A 23,874-nucleotide genomic window follows, 5' to 3' on the forward strand; every position below is an offset into this window, starting at 1 on the left:
ACGCGAATTAAAACAGAGTTATACCTCGGGAGGTCAACATGGCTGACTTTACATTGTCGAAACCGATTTTTGGCGGCAAACCAAAAACCTCTACGGCGGGTAATATCGCGTATGCCTTGTTTGTCCTTTTCTGCTTCTGGGCAGGCTCCCAGCTGCTCAATATGCTGGTCCATGCGCCAGGTGTTTATGAACACCTGATGCAGGTGCAGGATAACGGGCGTCCGCGAGTGGAGATTGGCTTTGGCGTGAGCACGCTGTTCGGTCTCGTTCCTTTCCTCGCGGGGTGTATGATTTTAGGCGTTGTCGCGTTAGTCCTGCGCTTTCGTCGTCGCCATTAAAGCCCCATACAGCGAGCCCGGCGATCGTCCACGCGCTTCGCAAACCAGGCGGTGGTCAGGTTACGTGTGATCTTCGGGCTTTCCAGCTGAATACCCGGCAGGATAGCCCTCGGTAACGTTTTCCCACTCTTCTGCTCCGCAAGGGCAAACACCTTCTTGTAGAGATCCGTTTTCTCGAATGCCAGGCTATCGCCTTTTTCAAGCTGACGGCGGATATCGCTGTTGCTCATATCAAGCGCTGTCGATAATGTTCGTACCGCGCTTTCGGTGCCTCCCGCCTCGCTGCTGCCGTAGGCGATGAGATCGCCGTCCAGCGCCAGCTTGACGCCGCTTGCGCGGCTAAGCGCACTTTGAAACGCCGCGTTACGGCTGGCATACCAGCCCGCATTAAAGTCTGCGAAGCGGTACAGCGGCGCGTTGTAATTCGCCGGATAGTTCAGCAGATGATACGTGCCGAACCACAGTCCGCCGCGCAGTGAGAAGACCTCCTGGCGCACCGTACCGTCAATTTTCCATGGATAGCCGTCGGTATGCTTCTCGGCAAACGCGATGCTCACCTGCATTGGTCCGCCGGTGTGAACCGGGTTGAGCGAGCCAAACAGTTTCTGCCCCATTGGCACCATGTTGATGAAATCATCAAAAATGGCGCTGAGCTGTTTTTCGGTTTTCACCGTGTCCAGCCGGTCGCTGTAGCTTTTACCGTTCGGCGAGGTGATTTTCAGTGCGGTATGCACGAGGAACACCGGGATATGCATCGATTCCGCGCGGCGGTCGATCTCTTTCCAGGCAATTTTATTCAGACCCGGCACCACCGGGTCTGACTGGTACATGGACTCCTGCTGCGCCACCGCCAGCACCGAGCAGATATTTTCCTCGGTCGGGGCAATCTTCTGGCTTTCAAAGGTTTTAGCCAGCGCATCTGCCCACGCATTGCGATCCTTCACGCTGGCGGGCATTTTTTGCCGCACAACGCTTGCCACATCCACGGGCTTTTCACCCTTTTTGAGCGGGGCTGCCCCTTTTTCGGCACAGCCCGCCAGCACCAGAGCGGCCAGTAAGGACAGCGATAACGCGCGCGGTACGGCAAAAGACATAGCAACTCCCTGTATTAGCTAAAGGTATTGGTCACTTCCTGCAGGTCACGATCGTCCAGCTCACGCTCAAAGCTGCGCAGACGTTTGTAGATGGACATCAACTCCACCAGCGTGGTCCAGGAGCTGATCAGATACTGGAACGACCCGCGCACCTGACCGAAAACATTGGTGATCTGCGTCATCAGACCGAGCGTAATCGTACCCGCAACGATCGACGGAAACAGCAGGAACAAGCCGAAAACGTTATCCACCTGCAGATACAAAATGCGCGCAATGTTGAAATACATATAGTGGAAGTAAAGGCGGAAGTAGTTACGACGCACGGCACCAAACAGCTCACGGACGGTCGGCGGCGACGCGCGGCTGGCGTCATCTTCCCCGTAAACCAGCTCTTTACGATACGCTGCTTCGACGCGCTGATTTTTAAACTCCAGACCCGGCAGCTTGATCCCCACCACCGCCAGCAGGCCCGTGCCCATCAGCGACCAGACAATCGCAGCAATCACCAGACCATACGGCAGATGGCCGACAATCGGCAGCTCCGGCACATGCGCAGAGAGCGTCACCAGTACCGGCAGGAAAGCAATCAGCGTCATGATGGCGTTGATGAAACTGACGCCCATATCTTCAAGGGTGGAGGCAAAACGCATGGTGTCTTCCTGCACACGCTGCGCGGCACCTTCGATATGACGCAGATGCTGCCAGTGCGCCATGTAATGTTCGTTCATCGCGGTACGCCAGCGGAAAACATAGTGGCTGACGAAGAAATTGTTCATAACACCAATGATCACCGCAATAAGCGCGATACCGAGGAAGACGCCGACTTCATGGTAGAACTGATTAATGGTGACCTTGTGCGGCGAACTCAGCGCGGTCTGAATAAGATCGTAGAACGGTGCATACCAGGCGTTTACCGCCACCCCCACTTCCACCAGGAACCACGTCACAAAGATGATCAGCGAGGTACCGAGAATCGACCAGTACTGCCAGCGGTGCGGAGAATAGACAAACCAGAACAGCGCAAACAGCCCTACGCACAGCATGTAGTAGGCGTAAAACAGCAGATAGCTCAGTGACCAGAAGCGCGCTGCGCTAATCGGCACGTCGCCTGTCGCCCCAACTATGCGTGCCAGCCATGCACCGCCGCCCGCCTGCCAGAAAACGACCGCGATCAATGCCCAAATAAATGCCGACAGGAAAAATGGCCCCGGCTTTGGGAAAAAAGACTTAAACATGATGCTTCCTTCTTGTTGTTATGGTTGTTGCTGTGCTCAACACATGACCAAACGAATACCCTGCCCGGGCCGGGAGACCGGCTCGGGCAAAAAGGTCAGACCCGAGGGTTGATTATTAGTTCGCTTTCCAGTTTTCGAGAATTGTTTCGGTGCGTTTCACCGCGGGAGGGTTCATCGGCGCAATGAAGTTACGCCAGACGTCATTATGGTGGTTAATCAGAATCTGTGCTTCAGCCGCCGGGCGATTCGCGGTGGTATGAGCATCCTCAGCCACGGTAATGTGGTAGCCCCGACTGACGCCGTTTTTAATTGTCGCATCCACGCAGTAATCCGTGGCGCAGCCGCAGATGACAAACTCACGAATTCCGTGTTCACGTAACAGCGCTTCAAGCGATGTGTTGTAAAAAGAATCACAGGCGGTCTTGGTAACGTAAAGCGCATCAGCCGGTTGATGGAGTTCAGGCAGCAGCGCAAACCCTTCACTTCCTTCTTCCAGCCCCCCGGCCTCGGTATGCTGAATAAAAATGACGGTGTCGGCCGCCTGCGTAAGCTGGTTGATCAGAGAGACACACTTTTCGCGCTGATGACGAGGGGTTTCAAATACCCCGTTTTGCATATCAACCACCATGACCACACGCTTTTCAGACATACCGTTCTCCGTAAGATTGAGTAATACTGGTGCCTATCATAAGCCCGATGCCAGAAAATGGGAGAGCGCTCGCAAGTAAATTATTCATATTTACCCATGGTTACGTTTTTCTGGCTATCGTTATGCTATTCCGGGCATTGCACGGTAGAGATTAGTAGTATAAATACCCATTACTTTCTTCATTCACTTCATGGATGCTTTTCGTTGAAACGTTGTCTGCTCTCTTTTGCCGCGCTGTGTGCGGTGAGCTTCTCCACCGTCCAGGCGGCCCAACCGCTGACGGCGCCCGTTTTGGCTTCAGACATTGCCGATCGCTACGCGAACCTGATCTATTACGGCAGCGGCGCAACCGGGATGGCAATGGTGGTTATTGATGGCAACCAGCGCGTATTCCGCAGCTTCGGTGAAACGCGCCCAGGCAATAACGTTCACCCGCAGCTGGATTCCGTCGTTCGCATCGCGTCCTTAACCAAGCTAATGACCAGCGAAATGCTGGTGAAACTGCTCGACCAGGGCGTGGTGAAGCTCGACGATCCGCTCAGCAAATACGCCCCACCGGGTGCACGAGTGCCGACGTATCAGGGAACGCCCATTCGCCTTGTGAACCTCGCGACGCACACCAGCGCGCTACCGCGTGAGCAGCCTGGCGGGGCGGCGCACCGCGACGTGTTTGTCTGGCCCACCCGCGAGCAGCGCTGGAACTACCTGAGCACCGCCACGCTGAAGGCGGCCCCGGGTTCGCAGGCCTCTTACTCCAATCTGGCGTTCGACCTGCTGGCGGATGCCCTCTCAGCGGCTGCGGGCAAACCCTACACGCAGCTGTTTGAAGAGCAGATAACCCGTCCGCTGGGGATGAAAGACACCACCTTTACCCCTTCTCCGGACCAGTGCCGTCGCCTGATGGTGGCAGAGAAAGGTGCAAGCCCGTGTAACAACACGCTGGCGGCAGTGGGGAGCGGCGGGGTCTATTCCACCCCAGGCGACATGATGCGCTGGATGCAGCAGTTCCTCTCATCGGATTTCTACTCGCGCAGCAGCCAGGCCGACCGTATGCAGACCCTGATTTATCAGCGAACTCAGCTGCACCGTGTGGTCGGAATGGACGTACCGGGTAAAGCCGATGCGCTCGGCCTGGGCTGGGTCTATATGGCACCAAAAAATGGCCGTCCGGGTATTATTCAGAAAACCGGCGGCGGCGGCGGGTTCATTACCTATATGGCGATGATCCCGCAGTCCAACGTGGGCGCATTTGTGGTGGTCACCCGCTCCCCGCATACGCGCTTCGTTAATATGAGTGATGGCATTAATAACCTGGTGGCTGAACTGAGCGCCAATAAAGCCCAGGTGCTGACCGCGTCTAACTGATCTTAATATTCCGTGGGCAAGCGGTTGATGCTGACCAGCTTGCCCCGGCTCATATTAATGTAGTTTCCCTGCCGCAGCGCAGCGAGAACCTCTGCAACAACCGAGCGCGAAATACGGGTGCTTTGTTGAATATGATTCATCACACCAATTTTCGAGCGCAACGTTTCATCCCACTCCGCCATATTCAGCAACATGGCGCGGATCTGGTGATAAGAATTATTTCCCACCAGCTGCATGTCGCGTTTCGCAAGAATGTAATTTATCCATGATAACCAGGTGAAGGCCTCTTTCCAGAGCGCATTCTGTTGTATGAGCTGACGGGTGGTTTCCGTGGATAAATAAAAACCCGTACAGGGTGTTTTGGCGATAACTTTGTATTCGTGACAGTGTTTAATCATCACGGTGGATAGCCCAAAAATAAATGGCGCTTTCGCGATCCCCAACAGCAATTCATCTGGATAACGATAGATTTCGATTATACCGGTCTGTAATACGACCGTGCGTGACTCATTGCACTCGTGAGAAGTAATGATTTGTTGTGGAGCACATTGAAACGTACTACTGGCTGCTATCAGACACTGTTCGAGCCGGCTTAATTCAGAAAGCGGTTTCGCATTAACGTTCATGCAGACCTCAAGACATCCGTATTGGTCGGTTCAATATTGTTTTTTGTTTTTATCGTAAAAAAGCGGGGGATATTCTCCCCCGCTTTCAGGTATTACCAGGTATATTTCACACCCAAATTGGCGCCCCAGTTCTGGTCAACGTCACCGCCGCCAAGATACGTGGCATCCGTGTACGCGCTGAAGTTCTTCGTGAAGCTGAACTGCGTACCCAGCCCTACACGCACCGCAGAGCCTTTAACGCCGTTGTCGATGCTGTCGTCGTTGATATCCGCAGTGTTATCAGCATCATCATAGACATAGGCCAGCTTGAAGTAAGGCGTCAGCGCCTGCTCGCCACCGTAGTTGAAGGTATAACCCGCATCCAGGCCGAGTTCATAGCGCAGGCTATCGTAAGATTGCCCATCAACGCGCATGTCATTACTCAGGCGATAATCATCCCCGGACTGGAACAGACCGGATACCGCCGCGTAAGGGGTTACGTAGCCAGACAGGTTTGGTTTCCAGTCATAGCCCAGCTTCATGCCAAAGCCAACCGCATCGGTGGTCGTGTCACCGTCAACGTATTGACCGTTGCTCATGGTAGCTGAAAGGTCGTTGTTAAAGCGGGTGTAGCTCAGGGAGCTGTCGAGGAACATATCGTTCGCAAACTTCGCAGAGGCATAGATCATTGCCGTCTGGCTGTCCTGATCGACCTGACCGGTACGATCGCTGATATCCCCCTTCGCGAAGCCTGCTGCACCGCCGACGATCCACTTCGCATTGTTACCGTCAATCTGGGTGTCCAGACCGACCATAATGCCGCTCACGTCCTGATCGTAGCTGATAACGCCATTGTCACCGTCGTAGTTGCCACCGAAGTAGCTCACCCAGGCTCCGCCATTGTCCGCCAGGCCATGACGGCTGTTGGTCAGACGCGAACCGACGGTATCCTGCTGCAGATTCCAGATATTGGTATTGGCAGAAGGAATGCTCAGCGCCATGTTGGCGTAGTCGCTCAGCGCTTTCTGCTCAAGGACAACGGTATCACCCTGCTGCTGTGCCTGATAGGTGTAAGCCCCTAAATCCGCTTTGTTTGCGGCAGTAAAGTGGGCTGCGGTATCCGGATTGTTATCATAAACACGGACGATCTCTTTGTTTTTGTAATCAGCGACAGAGCCTGCGCCGGTCGCATCATCAATGCGCACTTTATAGTTACCGGCAACGTCACCATTCACCGCCAGATGGCCGTCTGAGTTCAGTGCGACGACACCATAGTCGTAGTCCGCGCTGTAACGATCGTTAGTGATATAACGCGCGTTATTCAGATCGCTGTTCAGCACGTAATCACGGCTGGCTACGTTCAGTACGCCGCCGTCGGTCAGCACCATATTGTGCGTGTCGACCTGACCCAGACCCAGCGCCAGCTCGGCACCGTTATCGACGGTGATCGTATTCGCATACAGCGCGGCCGTCTCTTCGGTCAGAGCTGCACGGCTATCGCTGTCCAGATAGAGGCTGTCGGTCGCTACGCCGCCGCTGTCGCCAATATTCAGCGATGAAGCATTGGTTAGGGTAATGGAGTCCGCCAGCAGGCCAGCGTTTTCAACGTTGACCTGAGAGCGGTTATTCACCGCCAGCGCGTCGATGTTAGAGATCTTACGGGTATCCCACTCGGAACCGTTGTCCAGCGTTACGTTGAACAGGCCGCTCTGGTAGACCGCTTCGCCCGCTACGTGGCCGTTGCTGTCAAAGGTGGAGTCAGGCCAGATGCTATTAGGCGCCAGCGCATGCCAGTCAACGTTGCTGTAACCCAGACCGTACATCTGCGAAGTGCCAATGGCTTCAACGCTGGACTGCGCCGCACCGACCCACTTGCTGCCGTTGGTCAGCGTCACGTCCAGCCTGTCGGTGCCATCCCAGCCATTAGTGGTTGGGTTATAGACGCCATCATCGGTGGTATCGGTTGCCGGATCGCCATTTTCGTAGAAGTTGTTATCGAAGGTGCTGGCGAACAGGATGTCGCCGGTGACGGTAGAATGGTCGAACGTGGCGGTGGTCTGCATGGCGTTGTCAGATGCGCTGGCCGCAACGATCAGCGCCGCGTCATCCGCACCCGTGGCGTGGGTTTCACCGTAGTCGCTCGGCTTAGCCGTTTGACCGTAGAATCCGCTGGTACCCAGATCGCTGTAGGCGCCTGACGTCAGCACGGAGTCTTTAACCACCAGCGTATCGGTGAACACGTTTGCGCTGTTCGCCACGCCTTCAACGCCGTCATACGGAGTATTATCGAGCTCCTGATAGCCCTGCGTTAGCGTAATGCCCGCTACGTGGGAATTATTCTGGATAACAATATCAGACTCCACGTCCAGCGTAATCGCGTTACCGAGAGCGTAGGTATCCAGGTAATGGGTTTCCGATGTTTCGCCCTTCACGACGTCATAAGCGTAATGCTCGTAAGCGTCGTTGATCGTGCTGTTATCGACAGTCAGGCTAAAACGATCGAACTGAGTATGTGCGGTACCGTCGGCGTCTACGCCGTCGGCACAGTTTGCGGTCATACACTCAGAGGTAATCATACCGTTGATGGTGCTGTTAGAAATGCTGAGCGCATTAGAATGACCATTGATGCCGTCATCCAGATAATACGTCGAAATAACGCCATTCACCGTTGATTTATTGATCACCGGATAAATATCACCGTCATGGCTGGCATCAGTGTAATCCCAGTCAGCATAACCATAATACCACGGGGTTGAGGCGGCGTTATCATATCCAAATGTATTATACGTCGTACCGGAAATATCTTTTGCATTGGCCTGAGAAGCGATAGCCAGGGTACAGGCTAATGCAAGTTGAGATACAACCAGTTTCTTTTTCCATGTTTGCATTGGGTCATCCCTCCTCAGGGACGTAAGCAAGTTTGTCCGTCAAATCATTGTGCAATATTCAATTGCGGAGAGAATTATGCAGTTGCATTTAGAAAAGGTTCAATGAATGATTCCATTAAGTCCGCATACAGACAAAAAAACAGAAAAAAGGTCAACCACACAGCAGGCAATCATTATAAACATTATAAAAACAGAAAGTTGAAAATTAATTTCATAACTCACATTAATATTATTAAAATAAATAGATCATTATTTTTTATATATTCTATCTGATATAGAAATCATACTAATCATTCCCCTTTTCCTGAAAAAACAGACCGCGCGAGTGTAGAGTGAAAAAAGGTTCTTCAGCCGTCAATTTGAGAAAAGAAAAAAGCCTACTTTCGTAAAACAACGGCCTTCACTTTGAGGTACACTAGGCCTCTTTGTTCCACAAACATCAGGCATCCCATGACCGATTTAATTGCACGTCCCCGCCGTCTGCGCAAGTCACCTGCACTGCGCGCTATGTTTGAAGAGACAACCCTGACCTTAAACGATCTGGTGTTGCCGATTTTTGTTGAAGAAGAGATCGATGACTACAAAGCCATCGAAGCCATGCCGGGCGTAATGCGCATTCCGGAAAAATATCTGGCGCGCGAGATCGAGCGCATCGCCAACGCGGGGATCCGCTCGGTGATGACCTTTGGCATCTCCCATCATACCGACGCCACCGGCAGCGATGCGTGGAAAGAAGATGGCCTTGTCGCCCGTATGTCCCGCATCTGCAAAGAGACCGTGCCGGAAATGGTCGTCATGTCAGACACCTGCTTCTGCGAATACACCTCTCACGGCCACTGCGGCGTGCTGTGCGATCATGGTGTGGATAACGATGCCACCCTGCTGAATCTCGGCAAGCAGGCCGTGGTCGCGGCCGCAGCGGGTGCAGATTTCATCGCCCCCTCTGCCGCGATGGATGGACAGGTTCAGGCGATTCGTCAGGCGCTGGATGCGGCAGGCTTCACCGACACCGCCATCATGTCCTACTCCACCAAATTTGCCTCCTCCTTCTACGGCCCGTTCCGTGAAGCGGCTGGCACGGCGCTGAAGGGCGACCGTAAAACCTATCAGATGAACCCGCTGAACCGCCGGGAAGCGATTCGCGAATCCCTGCTGGATGAAGCTCAGGGCGCAGACTGCCTGATGGTCAAACCGGCTGGCGCGTATCTTGATATTCTGCGCGACATCCGCGAACGCACTGAACTGCCGCTGGGCGCTTACCAGGTGAGCGGCGAGTACGCGATGATCAAATTCGCCGCGCAGGCGGGAGCGATTGACGAAGAGAAAGTGATCCTCGAAAGCCTGGGTGCGATCAAACGTGCGGGCGCGGACCTGATCTTCAGCTACTTCGCGCTGGATCTGGCTGAGAAAAAAATCCTCCGCTAATCTTCACCAAACTGCAATACAACCGACATCTGCTCCTTCTACTGTCTTCGCAAGACGGCAGGAGGAGTAACCATGTTTAGCCTCGATAGCGTACTCGACGATCTTTGGCCTCAGGCGAGGCCTGCACCCTGGCAAAAAAGTCTGTTAAAAAGACTGTTTTACGAAGATGAATTCCAGCAGTTTGCCGCCGCGCACCACCACCTCAAAGGACTGGACATGGTGGAGCAAGTTCTGGAGCACCTTGATATTCTCTGCACCGTTTCCGCCCGCGATCTCGAACAAATCCCCGAACATGGCACGCTGGTCATTATTGCCAACCACCCGACGGGTACGCTGGACGGGCTGGCGCTGTTGTACGCCGTCTCCCGCGTACGCCGTGACGTAAAAGTCGTGACCAACCGGATGCTGACCCACCTTGAGCCTCTCAGTTCACTCTTTATCCCGGTGGACAATATGGGGGGCAGGACGGCGAAATCCTCCCTGGTGCAGATGGAACAACATCTGCAAAATGCGGGCGTCCTGATCTTCTTCCCGGCGGGAGAAGTTTCACGTCCGACGCGCAAAGGCATTCACGATAAAAAATGGCACCCGGGCTTTATCAAGCTCGCCAGCAAGCTGCGCGCGCCGCTGCTGCCGGTGCATATTCAGGCGCACAATAGTCTCCTCTTTTATGCCAGCACGCTGGTGTCGCCGACATTGTCGATGCTGCTGTTAATGCAGCAGATGTTCCGCCGCCGCCATAGCCAGCTGCCGATTAAAATCGGCCAGCAGATCGCCTGGCATCACTGGCACAGCGCCACCCTTTCGTCGCGTGAGATGGCCGAGCAGTGCCGTCAGCACGTGATGCGTCTTGGCAAGGGAATGCCTGGCGTCTTTAAAACCCAGTGCGCCATTGCTCGTCCGGAGGACCGGGCGACTCTGAAACGCGAGCTGGCGCAGGCCGAGTGTCTGGGCAAAACCGGCGACGGTAAGCTCATCTATCTGTGGCAGCGCAACGGCCAGGAAGAGGCTCCGCTGCTGCGCGAGCTGGGCCGCCTGCGCGAAATTGCGTTTCGTGCGGTGGAGGAAGGGAGCGGCAAGCGCCGGGACACCGACCGTTACGATGACGATTATCTGCACCTGATCCTGTGGGATGATGAGGATCTGGAGATCGTGGGGGCGTATCGCTTTATGCCCACCGCAAAGCAGGTTGCGCATCGGGGTCCGGAAGGGTTGTACAGCTACAGCCTGTTCCACTACGACGATAAAATGCAGGACGTGCTGGAGCACGGCATTGAACTGGGTCGCAGCTTTATTCAGCCGCGCTACTGGGGACGCCGCGGCCTGGATTATCTCTGGTCCGGGATTGGGGCTTATCTGGCACGTTATCCGCACTACCGTTATCTGTTTGGCCCGGTCTCGATTTCCGGAGGCTTACCGCCTGCGGCGCGGGATCTGCTGGTGGCATTTTACCGTCTGTGGTTCCCGGCAAGCCATCCGTTGGCCGCGTCGCGCCAGCCTTATCCTGCATCGTTACCGGACGTATTGGCACAGTTTGGCGGCGTGGATTACGTGGACGATCTGACGAAGCTGAAATCCCTGCTCGGCAATCTGGGCTGCGGCATTCCGCCACTCTACAAGCAGTATTCCGAGCTGTGCGAACCGGGCGGCGTGCAGTTTATTGATTTTGGCAGCGACCCGGCGTTCAACAACTGCGTCGACGGGCTGGTGCTGGTGGATTTGTGCTACCTGAAGACGAACCGCTATCAGCGGTATATAGGGGTACACTCTTTGTAGGCCGGGTAAGCGCAGCGCCACCCGGCAAAAACGGTGCACAATTGCCGGGTGGCGGCTACGCTTTACCCGGCCTACAGGTACTACAGGATCAAGGGCGATAAAACGGCTTATCCCCCAAAATCGTCGCCCGCTGCATAATCCGACGCTGCGGCAGGTAATCCGCATTGGCATAGTGCTGCGTCACGCGGTTATCCCAGATCGCGAGATCGTTCTCCTGCCAGCGCCAGCGTACCTGAAACTCCGGTTTGGTGATATGCGCAAACAGGAAGCGTAGCAGCGCCTCGCTCTCTTTTTCCGTCACGTCCACAATGCGCGTGGTAAACCCTTCGTTCACGAATAACGCCTGCTTGCCCGTGACCGGATGGGTACGCACCACCGGGTGCAGCAGCGGAGGATGTTTTGCAACCGCATCCAGCCAACGCTGATGCTCCTCTTCGCTTTTACGGTACTTGTATTCCTGGAACGATTTTTTGAAATCGTGCTCCGCCCGCAGACCACTCAGCAGCGTCCGGAACGGTGCGGACAGCGCCTCGAAAGCCGCAATGCCGCTCGCCCACAGCGTATCGCCTCCGGTCTCCGGCAGCAATTTTGCCGCGAGGATCGCCCCTGCGGGTGGCGTCTCGATAAAGGTCACATCGGTGTGCCAGTTGTCATTATCCGGCGGATTATCGTTATGGGTATCCAGGACGATAATCTCCTCCACCCCTTCCGCATGCGGATAGACCGGATGGATATGCAGATCGCCAAAGCGTAGCGCCAGCGCGCGCTGCTGCTGCGGGGTGATTGCCTGCTCGCGCAGGAACACCACCTGATGGCGCAGCACCGCATGATACAGCTGCTCGAACTGGTTATCGCTCAGCGGACGGGTTACATCCAGGCCCGACACCTGCGCGCCAATATACGGCCCCAGCGGGGTAATGGTCAGACGTTCACTCATTGTATTTCTCCATGCCAGGGCGTCAGACGACGCTGTAGCGCGCGCAGCCCCAGCTCTAATCCGAAGGCGATCGCGGCAATGACCGCGATCCCAGCCAGCACCACGTCAGTCGCCAGGAACTCTCCCGCCGACTGCACCATAAACCCTAATCCTCGCGTGGCGGCGATCAGCTCTGCCGCCACCAGCGTGGACCACCCCACCCCGAGGCCGATGCGCAGCCCGGTTAAGATCTCCGGCAGCGCGCCCGGTAAAATCACGAACAGCAGCACCTGTGTCCGGCTGGCGCCCAGCGACTGCGCCGCGCGGATCCGCACCTGCTGGGCACTTTTGACGCCCGCCAGCGCCGACATCGCAACCGGGGCGAAAATCGCCAGATAGATCAGCAGGATTTTTGACGTTTCACCGATGCCAAACCAAATTACCATTAGCGGCAGATAGGCCAGCGGCGGCACCGGGCGGTAAAGCTCAATCAGCGGATCGAGGATGCCGCGCACCGTCGGGCTTAAGCCCATCGCGATGCCAACCGGAATGCCGATCATCACCGCCGCCAGCAGCGCCACCAGAATGCGCGTCAGGCTTGCGCCCAGATGCTGCCAGAGCGTGGCATCCATAAACCCCTGCGGCCCGGCGATGGCAATAAGTTTGGCCAGCACCTGTCCCGGCGGCGGCAGAAAAAGCGGGCTGATCCACTGCAGTGCCGCCACCAGCCACCACACCGCCAGTAACACCAACAGCGTCCCGACGCTCAACGTGAGCTGGCGGGAGAACGGCCAGCGCAGCGCCTGACGCGTGCGGCGCGTTTTTTCACTGAAGACGATGCTCATGAGAAAGCCTCCCGTTGGTCAAACACGCGGCTTAGGATGTACTCACGCTGGTCGATAAACTGCGGATCGGATTTGATGCTGCGCACGGGTTCTCCGGCGACATAACGGCGCGCGAACTCGAGCGGCAAGCGTTCCACCACGCGCCCCGGCCCCGGCGATAACAGCACCAGCTCGGTCGCCATAAACACCGCTTCTTCGATGTCGTGGGTGATCAACAGGACCTGCTTGCCCGTCTCATGCCAGAGACGCAACAGTAGGGTTTGCATCTGCTCGCGGGTAAAGGCGTCCAGCGCGCCGAACGGCTCGTCCAGCAGCAACAGCTGCGGGTTTGCCGCCAGCGCACGGGCAATGCCGACACGCTGGCGCTGACCGCCGGAAAGCTGCCAGATAAAGCGTTTTTCCGCCCCTTCGAGACCCACTTTTTTCAGCATCTGCCGTGCCGTTTCCAGCCGCTGTTCGCGGTTCACCCCCGCAAGCTGTAGCCCAAACGCCACGTTTTCCTGCACGTTGCGCCAGGGGAGCAAACCTTCATTCTGGAAAACCACGCCGCGCTCGGCGCCGGGGCCTTCCACCTTTTTGCCTTCCAGTTGGATGGTGCCACGCTGATAAGGGACAAAACCGGCAATCAGATTCAGTAGCGTGGTTTTCCCACACCCGGAGGGGCCCAGCACCACCAGCAGTTCACCGCTGGCCAGCGTCAGGTTGATCTCCTCCAGCGCGGGTTTGCCGCCGTAATCGGCATACAGGTTCGTTATGCTCAGCATGGCGGACTCCTTATTTCACAAAGCGGTCGGTGACGTACTGGCTGTAATCCGCCGCTACCGCGGGCACTTTGCCCTGCGCTTTCAGGAAGGTGGCGGTATCGACAATCGCTTTGTTCACCGGCCCGGTCAGCTGCTGCACCTGCTGCGCAGGGGTCAGGTAGGTATTGCCTTTCACCAGTCCCGGCACGTCCGCTTCCGGCACGCCGCTCAGTCGGGCGAGTTTTTCCAGATTGGCGGGCTGCTTCAGCCATTCATCGGGGTTACTGATATAGGGCTGTTGGGCGTCGAGGGCGCTTTTGGCAAAGGCTTTCACCACCTCGGGATGTTTCTCAGCAAAGTCTTTGCGCACGACCCACACGTCGAGCGTCGGCGCGCCCCACTGGCCCACCTTTTCGGAGTCGGTCAGCACGGTGCCGTCTTTTTCCAGCTCGTTCACGGCTGGGGCCCAGACATAGGCTCCGTCAATATCCCCACGCTGCCAGGCCGCGATTATCGCGGGTGGCTGGAGATTAAGAATCTGAACCTGCCCCGGCTTGATGCCCCAGTGTTTGAGCGCCGCCAGCAGGCTGTAGTGGGTGGTAGAGATAAACGGCACTGCGATGCGCTTGCCGATCAGGTCTTCCGGTTTGGTGATGTTTTTCTTCACCACCAGCGCTTCAGAGTTACCGAGCTGCGAGGCGAGCAGGAACACCTCAATCGGCACCTGCTGGCTGGCCGCGACCGCCAGCGGGCTGGATCCGATATTGCCGATCTGCACGTCGCCGGAGGCTAACGCACGCACGACGGACGCCCCGCTGTCGAACTTGCGCCAGTCGACGTTCGCGCCGCTCGCTTTGGCAAAGGTGTTATCCGCCTGCGCAACTTTCGCCGGTTCCGCAGAGGTTTGATACGCGACGGTGACGTCTACCGCCTGCGCCTGAAAGGCCCACAGCGCCAGCGCGCCGAGAAGTGTGATTCGCGATGAAATTGCCATAGTATCTGCTCCCCTTGTTGTTATGAGGGCAGTATTTCCGGCGCGGGAATTTTGATAAAGGAATTAAAACGCATCGCTCATAACGATTCGTTTTTAGATAAAAAGTGGGAAAGGATAGTTGGTTTTGTGCGGTTGGTTTGTGCCGGGTGGCGCTACGCTTACCCGGCCTACAAATTGTGCTATCCGTAGGCCGGGTAAGGCGTAGCCGCCACCCGGCAGAGAAGTCAGCGCTTTGCGTTTAGCTCAGCAATATCCTTCGGTGTGGTGCGACAGCATCCACCGATTAATTTCGCTCCAGCCGCCAGCCACTGTGGCAAATAGCCCGCCAGCGTCTCGCACGCTTCGCCGTGGTGGTGCCAGGTTTTGGTCACCGCATCATAGTGCTCGCCCGAGTTCGGGTAGACCACCAGCGGCAGCGCCGTCAGGCTTTGCAGATGTTTCAACGCCGCGGTGGTGTTTTCCAGGGCGATGCAGTTGATACCCAGCGCGACAATGTGCGGGGAGTTTGCCAGCACGTCGACCACCTCACGCAGCGGCGTGCCGTCGCTCAGGTGCTCGCTATCACGCAGGGTAAACGAGAACCACGCCCGGGCGCGAGGATACTCCGCCAGAAGCGCCGCCAGCGCCTTAATTTCCCCAAACGAAGGCAGCGTTTCGCAGGCCAGCAGGTCTGCCCCCGCATCCAGCAGCGCTTCCACGCGCGGGCGGTGGAAGGCGGTAAACGCCTCGGCGCTGCGCACGTAGTCGCCGCGATATTCCGAACCATCCGCCAGATACGCGCCGTACGGCCCCACGGAGCCTGCCACCAGCAGCGTACCTGCGTGCGGGTTTTCAGCCAGATACGCTTCGCGCGCCTTACGCGCCAGTTCCACGCTTTTGCCAATCAACGCCCGGGACTGTGCCTCGTCCAGCCCGCGTGCCGCGAAGCCCGCGGGCGTGGCCTGGTAGCTGGCAGTGATCGCCACCTGCGCCCCTGCTCGGTAATAATCAAGATGCACTTCGCGGATAAGTTCCGGGTTTTCTACCAGCACTTTGGCAGACCAGAGGCTGTCTGCAAGGTTACACCCGCGCGCTTCCAGCTCCGTTGCCATCGCCCCATCCAGCACCACAAACGGCTGTTTTTCGAGAAGGGCGGTAAGCGGATTATTCTGCGACATGTTCAGGCTCCTGCGATGTCATATTTCGGGTCAGGTAGTACGCACCATAACACAGGGCGACAAACGGAAGCCCGCAATAAAGGGCAATACGCTGGCTCGGGTCAAACCACAGGCCGACACAGGCAACCACGCAGAGAATAAAACCGAGTACCGGCACCAGCGGATACCACGGTGCGCGATACTGCAACGCAGAGAGCGGCTGGCCGGACTGCAGATGTCGGCGACGGAAAACGAAGTGCGACGCGCAGATGCTGATCCAGACCGCCACCACCGCAAAGCCGGAAATGGCCGAGAGCGCGACAAACACCGTGTCCGGGGCGATAACGCTTGAGAACAGCGCCAGCACGCCACCGAGCATGGAAACCGAAAGCGCCGTCAACGGCACGCCATTTTTGTTCACCCGCGCAAAGCAGCGCGGCAACGTTTTCTCGTTAGAGAGCGACCACAGCATGCGCCCGGAGGCATACAACCCGGAGTTGGCCGCCGAGAGGATTGCCGTCAGGATCACGAAGTTAAAGATATCTGCCGCGTAAGGAATACCGACCTTCTCAAACACCAGCACGAACGGGCTCTTTTCCACGCCCGCCTGCTGCATCGGGATCAGCGCCGCCAGTACAAACACGGTGCCGATAAAGAAGATAATCAGCCGCGCGATGGTGGTGCGGATTGCGACCGGAATGACCTTGTGCGGGTTTTGGGTTTCGCCCGCCGCGATACCAATAAGTTCGGTGCCGGAGAAGGCAAAGTTCACCGCCACCATGGTCATCAGGATCGGCAGGCCACCGTGCGGGAACCAGCCCTCAGCGGTAATGTTGCTTAACCCCGGCGCAGGAGAACCGTCCTGCATCGGGATAAAGCCAAAGACCGCCGCCCCGCCGAGGATAATAAAGGCGATGATGGTGATAACTTTCACCAGCGAGAACCAGAATTCGCCTTCAGCAAAGAAGCGCGTGGAGATGACGTTAAGGCCAAAAATCACCACGCAGAAGACCACGCACCACGTCCAGACGGGCACCTGCGGGAACCAGTACTGCATGCAGAACCCGGCGGCGGTAAAGCTCGACCCGAGCGCCACCGTCCAGGTGAGCCAGTAGAGCCACGCCACGGTGTAGCCCGTCGCCGGACCAAGATAACGGGCGGCATAAACGTGGAACGCGCCGGTTTCCGGCATCGCCACGGAAAGTTCACCAAGACACTGCATCACCAGCCAGACCACCAGCGCGCCAATCAGGTATGCCAGCAGTGTGCCCGCCGCCCCGGTCGTGGAAATGATATAGCCCGTATTAAAAAATAACCCAGTCCCAATCACGCCGCCCAGCGAGAGCATAATCAGGTGGCGTGTTTTCATGGTGCGCTTCAGCTGCCCATTTTCTTGTTGTGTTTGCATATTACCTTCTATACGTATGGACATCTAAACATCCAAAGAAGGTGTTATACCGCGATTGTTAATAAAAAGCTAGATGACCAGACGCAAACGAGCGCGCCGCGCACTGAGTCTGGGGTGGGATGTCAGGATGACATAGAGAAAAGGACGCCAGGCCATAAGCACCTCCGCAAGCTGATATGTATATCATGGTGCGGGAAGAGACGATCTTCGGTCAGTCAAAAGTGGGATCCGTGAAGAGTGGATTCATACCGCAACACTGTCCACAGAACAGGTAAGGCGCAAAGGTTGGTAATTCTCACAATCAGTTCTATAGTCGAACAGTTTCTTAGTAACCAGGAATGACTGATGCGCTTTAACGGACTGACCAAAGGTTTCTTTATTTTCATCCTCGCCCTTGTGACCTGGGCCTTCTTCGACGTGCTGTCGCCCTACTTCTCCGCAATACTGTGGGCCGCTATTCTGACCGTGATTTTTAACCCGGTAAAAAACAAGCTGCGCACCGCGCTGGGGGATCGCAACGGGCTGGCCTCGCTGCTGACCATCGGCATTATCTGCCTGATCGTCTTTATTCCGCTGATGGTGATCCTCTCCTCACTCGCCATTGAGCTGAACGTGGTGTACACCAAGCTTCAGGAGAACAACACGCAGTTCCCGGAAGTGGTGGCGAGCATCTTTAACCACCTGCCGGACTGGGCCAGCGGCTTCCTCGCGGATCACAACCTGAACAACGCGGCGCAGATCCAGAAAAAACTCTCCGATGTTGCGCTGCAGGGCGGGCAGTATCTGGCGGGTAGCGCGTTTCTGATCGGCAAAGGTACGTTTGGCTTTGCGATTAGCTTCGGCATCATGCTTTATCTGCTGTTCTTCCTGCTGAAAGACGGACCGTATCTGGTGCGCCAGATCCTCGACTCCCTGCCCCTGTCTGATTTCGCCAAACAACACCTGTTCGCTAAATTTGTCGGCGTATCGCGTGCCACGGTAAAAGGCACGGCGGCGGTGGCGGTGGTCCAGGGCATACTCGGCGGGATTGCGTTTGCCATTGTGGGCCTCGACGGCAGCGTCCTCTGGGGCGCGCTGATGGCTTTCCTCTCGCTGGTACCTGCCATCGGTTCGGCGATTGTCTGGGTCCCTGCCGCCATCTTCCTGTTCGCCACGCACCAGATCTGGCAGGGGCTGTTCATTGTCGGCTTCTTCGTGATAGTCGTCGGGCTGGTGGACAACATCCTGCGACCGCTGCTGGTGGGTAAAGACACCAAAATGCCGGACTATCTGATACTGATCTCCACCCTCGGCGGCATGGAGCTGTACGGCATTAATGGCTTTGTCATTGGGCCGCTGATTGCCGCGCTGTTTATCGCCTGCTGGAACCTCTTCTCCGGCCGCGACCACGAAGGAAATGCTGAAGAGCTGGATGCCGATTTCATTGAAGAGGGAAAAAACCCTCCAGATTTGTAAGGATGTGACGATATAGACCCCACCAGGCGGCACTGTGCCGCCTTTTTTTCGCCTTAAATCAGCCGTTTTCTATAATCTGAAGAACGCCATCCTCTTCAAGTTGTAAAAGGATCACCAGGTGCGAATCGCGACAATTACTAACTGGGCCTATGGTGCCACGGTCTGCCTGACCATTGCGTCCGGCATTATCATGCTGCTGGCTTCCGGCGCCGACACCGCCGAGCGTCAGGCCATTGAACAGCGTCAACGTTTTGATGAGCTGACGGAAAATATTGAAACTGATGCCTGGGTACAGTCCGATTTAGCACGCCTGTACGTCGTCAAAAAAGATCCGCAAATCCTCAAAGAGTATAACCAGTCAGAGAATAGCCTGAAGCACATCGAGCTGAAGCTGGAAAAACTGCAGGACGCTGGCGCATCGGATGACGAGCTTGCCCTGCTGCATGAAGGCTTAAAGATTGTTGATGAGCTGCAGGACGAACAGCAAATGGCCCTGGCGAACACGGCGCGGGGTGAAGACGCTCAGGCCATCGCCCTGCTCTATGGTGCCTCTTATGAGCAAGAGCTTGAGCGCGCCCAGAACCAGATCGATCACTTTCGCCAGATACTCGACAAACGTGTAATCACGTCCGTATGGGAGGCGACAAAAAAATCGAAAGCGCTGCGAACGGCCTCTGAGTTGATGGTTGGCCTCACCGCCCTGCTGTTCCTGTTTGTGCTTGGCTTTATATTAAAACGCCGCGTGCTGCGTCCGGTCGTGCGCCTGAGCGACGTGGTGCACCGCCTGGCATCACAGGACTACGCGGTGGAAACGCCCAACTTCAACCAGATTGATGAGATCGGCGATATGGCGCAGGCCATCCGCATCTTCCGTGAAAACGGCCTTGCGCGCCAGCGTCTGGAAAAAGAGCGCGATGCCGACTGGGCCATCCGCGAGCTGCTGGCGCGCATGACCCAGAGGCTGCAGGGATGTGAGAACGTTAACGATGTGATTAACGTGGCGGAGTTGTTTGCGCCCAATATTGCACCGGGGATCCCTGGCCGACTCTACGTTCTCGACCGGGATCCGTGGCAGATGCGCTGCGTCGCGCAATGGCTTGCGCCGGTGGGTGACGAGACAACGTTCCACCCTGACGAGTGCTGGGCCGTGCGTCGTGGTCAGAGCCATCCGCCGGTCAACGGTGAGCCGGATATCGCCTGCTATCACCTGCAGGAAGAGACGGCGAACAGCGCGCTGTGCGTGCCGCTTATCGCCCAGGGGGAGGCCATTGGCTTGCTCTCTTTCCAGAACATCAACGCGGACAATGCCCCTTCCCGCCCGTATCTTGAACTGATGGCTGAGGCGCTCGGACTGGCGCTGGCGAACCAACGTCTGCGCGACGCGTTACTGGAAAAAGCCCTGTTTGACCCGCTCACCGGCCTGCGTAATCGCCATCATCTGGAAGACACCCTGCACACCCAGATGGCACAAGCCATGCGTAACGATGAACCGGTTAGCTGCCTGATGATCGACATCGATCACTTCAAGAGCATTAATGACCGTTTCGGCCATGAGGCCGGAGACCTGGTCATTAAAAGCGTGGCGCTGATTGTTCAGCGGGCCGGGCATGACAGCGGTCTGGCCTTTCGCTTCGGGGGGGAGGAGTTTCTGGTACTGCTTCCCGGCGCCGGAGAAGCAGAAGCGCATGCCTGTGCGCAGAAAATTTATGACGGTGTGCGTGAGCTGTCGCTTCGTTACGGCCTCTCAGAGATTGGGCCGGTGGATGTCTCGATTGGTATTGCCAGCTATCCAGAGCATGCCCAGAGCGACAACCTGCTGCGCGCCGCGGATGTCGCCTTATACCGGGCGAAAGAGCTGGGCCGGGCGCGGATTGTGAGTTTTGGGATGCTGGAAGCGGGTTAAGGTTAGACTCTTATTCATGACGCATGATGTTCATGTCATTGTTCTGACGCCAGAAGATCAATCATGGCCCGTGTGGCTGCTGACTGGCGTCGATGGGGCGCATAGATGAGCGAGAAAGGTCGCGATCGTCCACGAAGTTGCGGAAGTATCTCAACTAACTGGCCGCGCTGTATCTTCTCGCGGACAATGAATTCGTAGCTCTGACAGACCCCTATTCCATGTTCAGCCAGCGAAACCACGCCAAGGACATCATCTGAAATCTCGATGGTTGAATCTGGCTGCCAGTCAACATCCCGCTCATCCACGCGAAATACCCAGGGCGCAATACGGCCGGTACGCGGCATAATAAAAGGCAGGCACATATGCTGCCGCAGTTCATCGAGCGTCTGCGGCATTCCCATGCGATGAAGGTAAGCGGGTGAAGCAACCAACAGCAGTGCCGCATCCTGCAATTTACGCGCGACGAATCCACTGTCAGGCATTTGACCCAGGCGAATAGCCAGGTCGAATCCCTCAGCGATCAGGTCGACATTGCGATTGGTAATGTTCAGCTCCACCTGAACGCGCGGAAACTGTTGGGAAAAGCGGGCCAGCAAGGGCGGCAGACAATAATGCCCATAGGTGGTCGGGACGCTGATCCGTACCCGGCCAGTCAGATCCCCCTCCTGCCCCCGGCCATCGCGTTCGGCGTCATCAAGCAGGGAAAAAGCAGAACGCGCCTGCTCAAGATAAATCCGTCCGGCTTCCGTTAGTCCCACACGACGTGTGGTGCGTTGCAATAGCTGTCGTCCAAGACGCACTTCAAGGCGGGAGACCGCACGACTCAACACTGAGGGCGTGGTTGAAAGGGCGACCGCTGCAGCGGTAAATGAGCCATGTTCAACAACAGTAATGAAGACCTCAACATCGCCGAGATAATCGAATTTTCTGCTCATCTTGCTCTTTCAGGAACAAATGTTTTTCATTTTCGCTAATTTATCTCCGTTTGAGCGATGAGTAAAGTAGCCGCACTTGTTACCAAAAGGCAAAAACGATGGATCTTCAACTCAACGGTAAGACAGCACTTGTTACAGGGGCCACCGCAGGCATTGGGCTGGCTATCGCCAGTACCCTTGCGCGCGAAGGTGTTGCCGTCACGATTACCGGACGCGATCGGGAAAAACTGCACAATGCGGTAGCGAAAATTGCTCAGGCAGCTCCCCAGGCCCGGGTATCAGCCATTGTCGCCGATCTGGCTAACGCTGAAGGTGCAGAAGCGCTGATTAAGGCCTGTACGGATACCGATATTCTTATCAATAACCTGGGTTTTTATGAAGCCGCCCCTTTCGCTGATATCACCGACGAGGAATGGCTACGCATGTTCAACATTAACGTGATGTCAGGCGTTCGTCTTTCACGGCATTACTTCCCACGCATGCTAGCACGCAACTGGGGCCGGGTGATTTTTATGTCCAGCGAAGTTGGCGCTTTCACTCCGCCAGACATGGTGCATTACGGCGTCAGTAAATCAGCTCAACTCGCCGTATCGCGAGGAATGGCAGAGCTGACGAAGGGTACCGGCGTAACGGTCAACAGCGTACTGCCATCGGCAACCCGCTCTGACGGAATCATTGATTACCTGCGCCAGACAGCGCCTGAACCTGGCATGACAGACCAGCAGATTGAAGCGCATTTCTTCCAGACCTACCGCCCCAGTTCCCTGATCGCGCGAATGATCGAGGCTGACGAGATAGCCGCTATGGTCGCGCTACTGGCAAGCCCACTCGGCGCGGCATCAAACGGGGCTGCGGTACGCGTCGAAGGCGGAACGTTCCGCTCCATTCTTTGATACCGCATTAAGAAACCGCGTCTTACTCACATCACCGGAGCATGTATGTCCTACCGTATCGGTACTTTCCCCGCCATTGCAATGGCGGCATTGTTCTCTTTCGCAAGCTGCGCCAGCGCGGCGGATCAGATGCCTCTTGAGCACTGGCGCAGCTACTCAGGCGTAAGCTGGGATAAACCTGAAAACGTGCAAATGCCAGCCGTGTTTTCCGGGTCGGTGAATGCCCCCTTAGCAGGCATTCACTTTGATGCAAAGGGCCGGGCCTTTGTCAGTACGCCCCGACTGATTTCAGCCAGCGCCCCCGCCACGTTGAATATTCTCGACACCGATCCTCAGTCCGGACCCGCGCGCCTGACAGCATTTCCGTCCCGCGAGCGTAATGCGGTTGATTCCGCTCCCGATCAGAACCTGCGCAACGTGCTCGGCTTTTATGTTGATCGTAAAAACGGCTGGTTATGGGCGCTGGATATGGGGTTCATCGCGGGAGAAACGGAATCCCCTTCAGGCTCGCAGAAATTGGTCGTACTGGATCTCGACTCGGGCCGAACGGTTAAACGTATCCCCCTGGACGGCGTGGCCGACCGTAAGGCAAGTTTCCTTAATGATGTCGTTGTCGATGAGAATCATCGTATCGCATACATTTCCGACAGCGGGTCGCGCAGTGCGCCTGAAAACCGTGTCGGCCTGATCGTCGTGGATTTCGCCACCGGCACAGCCCGACGCGTGCTGAATAGTCACCCTGCCCTGCAGATTGAACCGGGGGTAAACGTCATTTCCCATGGCGCGGAGGTATGGCCAGGTAAACCGCTATTGATTGGTATCAACGGTATTGCGCTGTCTCCCGATGCAGAAACATTGTACTGGACGGTGACGACGGGAACACATGCATACGCGGTGCCCACTGCCGTGCTGAAGCAACATGATTCAACTGATGCGCAGATTGCCGCTCAAATTCAGAATCTGGGCACGGTGGGAGGTAATACTGACGGTTTGGTGACCGATGCAAAAGGCTACCTCTATATTACAGATGTCACCCATAACGGCATTGTCAGATATGATCCGAAGACCCGTAAAATGTTACTTATTGCTGCAAATGAAGCCATAAAGTGGCCAGACACACCGGCTATTCGCCCGGACGGTGACCTGATCTTCACATCAAGTAGCCTTAATGACCACTTCGCTGGAATGGTCAAACCAGGCCATGAACGGTACGATCTGTGGCGCTTGCGACAGGACACGAACCCGCCGATGAAAACTCGCTAATATGGCTG

General features: G+C 56.3%; 20 protein-coding genes. 8 read left to right on the forward strand and 12 right to left on the reverse strand.

The genetic code is table 11. The annotated features are described in order from the left end of the window. The first annotated feature begins 38 nt into the window (after nucleotides 1–38). Nucleotides 39–338, forward strand: a complete 300-nt coding sequence (locus L977_RS07855; protein WP_014882725.1) for a DUF2755 family protein — start codon at nucleotides 39–41, stop codon at nucleotides 336–338. Here L977_RS07855 and L977_RS07860 read toward each other — a convergent pair. The 3 genes from L977_RS07860 to L977_RS07870 all read right to left on the reverse strand — a co-directional run bounded on the left by L977_RS07860 (nucleotide 335) and on the right by L977_RS07870 (nucleotide 3,316). After that, entirely contained in the window at nucleotides 335–1,432 is a 1,098-nt protein-coding gene (locus L977_RS07860; RefSeq protein ID WP_023332214.1) for a DUF1615 domain-containing protein, read from the reverse strand. The genes L977_RS07855 and L977_RS07860 overlap by 4 nt on opposite strands. A 14-nt stretch (nucleotides 1,433–1,446) precedes the next feature. After that, nucleotides 1,447–2,667, reverse strand: coding sequence for a peptide antibiotic transporter SbmA (gene sbmA, locus L977_RS07865; protein ID WP_047625542.1), 1,221 nt, complete (start codon nucleotides 2,665–2,667; stop codon nucleotides 1,447–1,449). A gap of 115 nt (nucleotides 2,668–2,782) precedes the next feature. Further along, a complete protein-coding gene (locus L977_RS07870; RefSeq protein ID WP_014882722.1) occupies nucleotides 2,783–3,316 on the reverse strand; it encodes an isochorismatase family protein in 534 nt (177 codons plus the stop codon). A gap of 204 nt (nucleotides 3,317–3,520) precedes the next feature. On the opposite strand from L977_RS07870, the gene ampH reads away from it, so the two are divergent. Further along, the gene (gene ampH / locus L977_RS07875; protein WP_047625543.1) at nucleotides 3,521–4,681 is read left to right on the forward strand and encodes a D-alanyl-D-alanine-carboxypeptidase/endopeptidase AmpH; all 1,161 of its coding nucleotides are present in this window, start codon (nucleotides 3,521–3,523) and stop codon (nucleotides 4,679–4,681) included. A 2-nt stretch (nucleotides 4,682–4,683) separates the two neighbouring features. Here ampH and L977_RS07880 read toward each other — a convergent pair whose 3' ends face one another. Both L977_RS07880 and L977_RS07885 read right to left on the reverse strand, forming a co-directional pair. Next, nucleotides 4,684–5,307: a helix-turn-helix domain-containing protein gene (locus L977_RS07880; RefSeq protein ID WP_023332210.1), complete on the reverse strand. Its 624-nt coding sequence runs from the start codon at nucleotides 5,305–5,307 to the stop codon at nucleotides 4,684–4,686. Between the two features lie 92 nt (nucleotides 5,308–5,399). Next, the gene (locus tag L977_RS07885; protein WP_047625544.1) at nucleotides 5,400–8,174 is read right to left on the reverse strand and encodes an autotransporter outer membrane beta-barrel domain-containing protein; all 2,775 of its coding nucleotides are present in this window, start codon (nucleotides 8,172–8,174) and stop codon (nucleotides 5,400–5,402) included. A gap of 450 nt (nucleotides 8,175–8,624) precedes the next feature. Between L977_RS07885 and hemB the strand changes: the two genes are divergently transcribed. Further along, nucleotides 8,625–9,599, forward strand: coding sequence for a porphobilinogen synthase (gene hemB, locus L977_RS07890; RefSeq protein ID WP_008503294.1), 975 nt, complete (start codon nucleotides 8,625–8,627; stop codon nucleotides 9,597–9,599). Between the two features lie 72 nt (nucleotides 9,600–9,671). Continuing rightward, nucleotides 9,672–11,375, forward strand: coding sequence for a lysophospholipid acyltransferase family protein (locus L977_RS07895; protein ID WP_047343965.1), 1,704 nt, complete (start codon nucleotides 9,672–9,674; stop codon nucleotides 11,373–11,375). 88 nt (nucleotides 11,376–11,463) lie between these two features. Here L977_RS07895 and tauD read toward each other — a convergent pair whose 3' ends face one another. From tauD to mmuP, 6 genes are all read right to left on the reverse strand, one after another. Next, a complete protein-coding gene (gene tauD, locus L977_RS07900; RefSeq protein WP_023332207.1) occupies nucleotides 11,464–12,312 on the reverse strand; it encodes a taurine dioxygenase in 849 nt (282 codons plus the stop codon). Continuing rightward, nucleotides 12,309–13,136: a taurine ABC transporter permease TauC gene (tauC, locus tag L977_RS07905; RefSeq protein ID WP_014882718.1), complete on the reverse strand. Its 828-nt coding sequence runs from the start codon at nucleotides 13,134–13,136 to the stop codon at nucleotides 12,309–12,311. The genes tauD and tauC overlap by 4 nt, the downstream gene beginning before the upstream one ends. After that, entirely contained in the window at nucleotides 13,133–13,900 is a 768-nt protein-coding gene (gene tauB / locus L977_RS07910; protein ID WP_014882717.1) for a taurine ABC transporter ATP-binding subunit, read from the reverse strand. Before tauB ends, tauC begins: the two co-directional genes overlap by 4 nt. 10 nt (nucleotides 13,901–13,910) lie before the next feature. Then, nucleotides 13,911–14,873, reverse strand: coding sequence for a taurine ABC transporter substrate-binding protein (tauA, locus tag L977_RS07915; protein WP_032637373.1), 963 nt, complete (start codon nucleotides 14,871–14,873; stop codon nucleotides 13,911–13,913). Nucleotides 14,874–15,097: 224 nt separating this feature from the next. Further along, nucleotides 15,098–16,030 carry a homocysteine S-methyltransferase gene (gene mmuM, locus L977_RS07920; RefSeq protein WP_032637374.1) on the reverse strand — a complete coding sequence of 311 codons (933 nt, stop codon included), beginning with the start codon at nucleotides 16,028–16,030 and terminating at the stop codon, nucleotides 15,098–15,100. Further along, nucleotides 16,017–17,417 carry an S-methylmethionine permease gene (gene mmuP / locus L977_RS07925; RefSeq protein WP_014882714.1) on the reverse strand — a complete coding sequence of 467 codons (1,401 nt, stop codon included), beginning with the start codon at nucleotides 17,415–17,417 and terminating at the stop codon, nucleotides 16,017–16,019. The genes mmuM and mmuP overlap by 14 nt, the downstream gene beginning before the upstream one ends. A 345-nt stretch (nucleotides 17,418–17,762) precedes the next feature. On the opposite strand from mmuP, the gene L977_RS07930 reads away from it, so the two are divergent. After that, nucleotides 17,763–18,872: an AI-2E family transporter gene (locus L977_RS07930; protein WP_014882713.1), complete on the forward strand. Its 1,110-nt coding sequence runs from the start codon at nucleotides 17,763–17,765 to the stop codon at nucleotides 18,870–18,872. Between the two features lie 118 nt (nucleotides 18,873–18,990). Then, nucleotides 18,991–20,775: a diguanylate cyclase gene (locus L977_RS07935; protein WP_047625545.1), complete on the forward strand. Its 1,785-nt coding sequence runs from the start codon at nucleotides 18,991–18,993 to the stop codon at nucleotides 20,773–20,775. A gap of 35 nt (nucleotides 20,776–20,810) precedes the next feature. Here the strand turns inward: L977_RS07935 and L977_RS07940 are convergent, their stop codons facing one another. Next, complete coding sequence (locus L977_RS07940; protein ID WP_032637378.1) at nucleotides 20,811–21,710, reverse strand: LysR family transcriptional regulator; 900 nt, start codon at nucleotides 21,708–21,710, stop codon at nucleotides 20,811–20,813. Nucleotides 21,711–21,808: 98 nt separating this feature from the next. Between L977_RS07940 and L977_RS07945 the strand changes: the two genes are divergently transcribed. Both L977_RS07945 and L977_RS07950 read left to right on the forward strand, forming a co-directional pair. Beyond that, entirely contained in the window at nucleotides 21,809–22,603 is a 795-nt protein-coding gene (locus L977_RS07945) for an SDR family NAD(P)-dependent oxidoreductase (protein WP_014882710.1), read from the forward strand. Between the two features lie 45 nt (nucleotides 22,604–22,648). Next, on the forward strand, nucleotides 22,649–23,866 hold the full coding sequence (locus L977_RS07950) for an L-dopachrome tautomerase-related protein (protein WP_047625546.1): 1,218 nt from the start codon (nucleotides 22,649–22,651) through the stop codon (nucleotides 23,864–23,866). The last annotated feature ends 8 nt before the right edge of the window (nucleotides 23,867–23,874 follow it).

It is taken from the genome of Enterobacter sp. ZOR0014, assembly GCF_000798855.1.
GTDB lineage: Bacteria > Pseudomonadota > Gammaproteobacteria > Enterobacterales > Enterobacteriaceae > Enterobacter > Enterobacter kobei.

What these genes read in the sequence shown, in the direction of transcription:
- L977_RS07855 (WP_014882725.1), top strand. Translation starts at nt 39, where the DNA reads ATGGCTGACTTTACATTGTCGAAACCGATTTTTGGCGGCAAACCAAAA.
- L977_RS07860 (WP_023332214.1), bottom strand. Translation starts at nt 1,432, where the DNA reads ATGTCTTTTGCCGTACCGCGCGCGTTATCGCTGTCCTTACTGGCCGCT.
- sbmA (WP_047625542.1), bottom strand. Translation starts at nt 2,667, where the DNA reads ATGTTTAAGTCTTTTTTCCCAAAGCCGGGGCCATTTTTCCTGTCGGCA.
- L977_RS07870 (WP_014882722.1), bottom strand. Translation starts at nt 3,316, where the DNA reads ATGTCTGAAAAGCGTGTGGTCATGGTGGTTGATATGCAAAACGGGGTA.
- L977_RS07880 (WP_023332210.1), bottom strand. Translation starts at nt 5,307, where the DNA reads ATGAACGTTAATGCGAAACCGCTTTCTGAATTAAGCCGGCTCGAACAG.
- L977_RS07885 (WP_047625544.1), bottom strand. Translation starts at nt 8,174, where the DNA reads ATGCAAACATGGAAAAAGAAACTGGTTGTATCTCAACTTGCATTAGCC.
- hemB (WP_008503294.1), top strand. Translation starts at nt 8,625, where the DNA reads ATGACCGATTTAATTGCACGTCCCCGCCGTCTGCGCAAGTCACCTGCA.
- L977_RS07895 (WP_047343965.1), top strand. Translation starts at nt 9,672, where the DNA reads ATGTTTAGCCTCGATAGCGTACTCGACGATCTTTGGCCTCAGGCGAGG.
- tauD (WP_023332207.1), bottom strand. Translation starts at nt 12,312, where the DNA reads ATGAGTGAACGTCTGACCATTACCCCGCTGGGGCCGTATATTGGCGCG.
- tauC (WP_014882718.1), bottom strand. Translation starts at nt 13,136, where the DNA reads ATGAGCATCGTCTTCAGTGAAAAAACGCGCCGCACGCGTCAGGCGCTG.
- tauB (WP_014882717.1), bottom strand. Translation starts at nt 13,900, where the DNA reads ATGCTGAGCATAACGAACCTGTATGCCGATTACGGCGGCAAACCCGCG.
- tauA (WP_032637373.1), bottom strand. Translation starts at nt 14,873, where the DNA reads ATGGCAATTTCATCGCGAATCACACTTCTCGGCGCGCTGGCGCTGTGG.
- mmuM (WP_032637374.1), bottom strand. Translation starts at nt 16,030, where the DNA reads ATGTCGCAGAATAATCCGCTTACCGCCCTTCTCGAAAAACAGCCGTTT.
- mmuP (WP_014882714.1), bottom strand. Translation starts at nt 17,417, where the DNA reads ATGCAAACACAACAAGAAAATGGGCAGCTGAAGCGCACCATGAAAACA.
- L977_RS07930 (WP_014882713.1), top strand. Translation starts at nt 17,763, where the DNA reads ATGCGCTTTAACGGACTGACCAAAGGTTTCTTTATTTTCATCCTCGCC.
- L977_RS07940 (WP_032637378.1), bottom strand. Translation starts at nt 21,710, where the DNA reads ATGAGCAGAAAATTCGATTATCTCGGCGATGTTGAGGTCTTCATTACT.
- L977_RS07945 (WP_014882710.1), top strand. Translation starts at nt 21,809, where the DNA reads ATGGATCTTCAACTCAACGGTAAGACAGCACTTGTTACAGGGGCCACC.
- L977_RS07950 (WP_047625546.1), top strand. Translation starts at nt 22,649, where the DNA reads ATGTCCTACCGTATCGGTACTTTCCCCGCCATTGCAATGGCGGCATTG.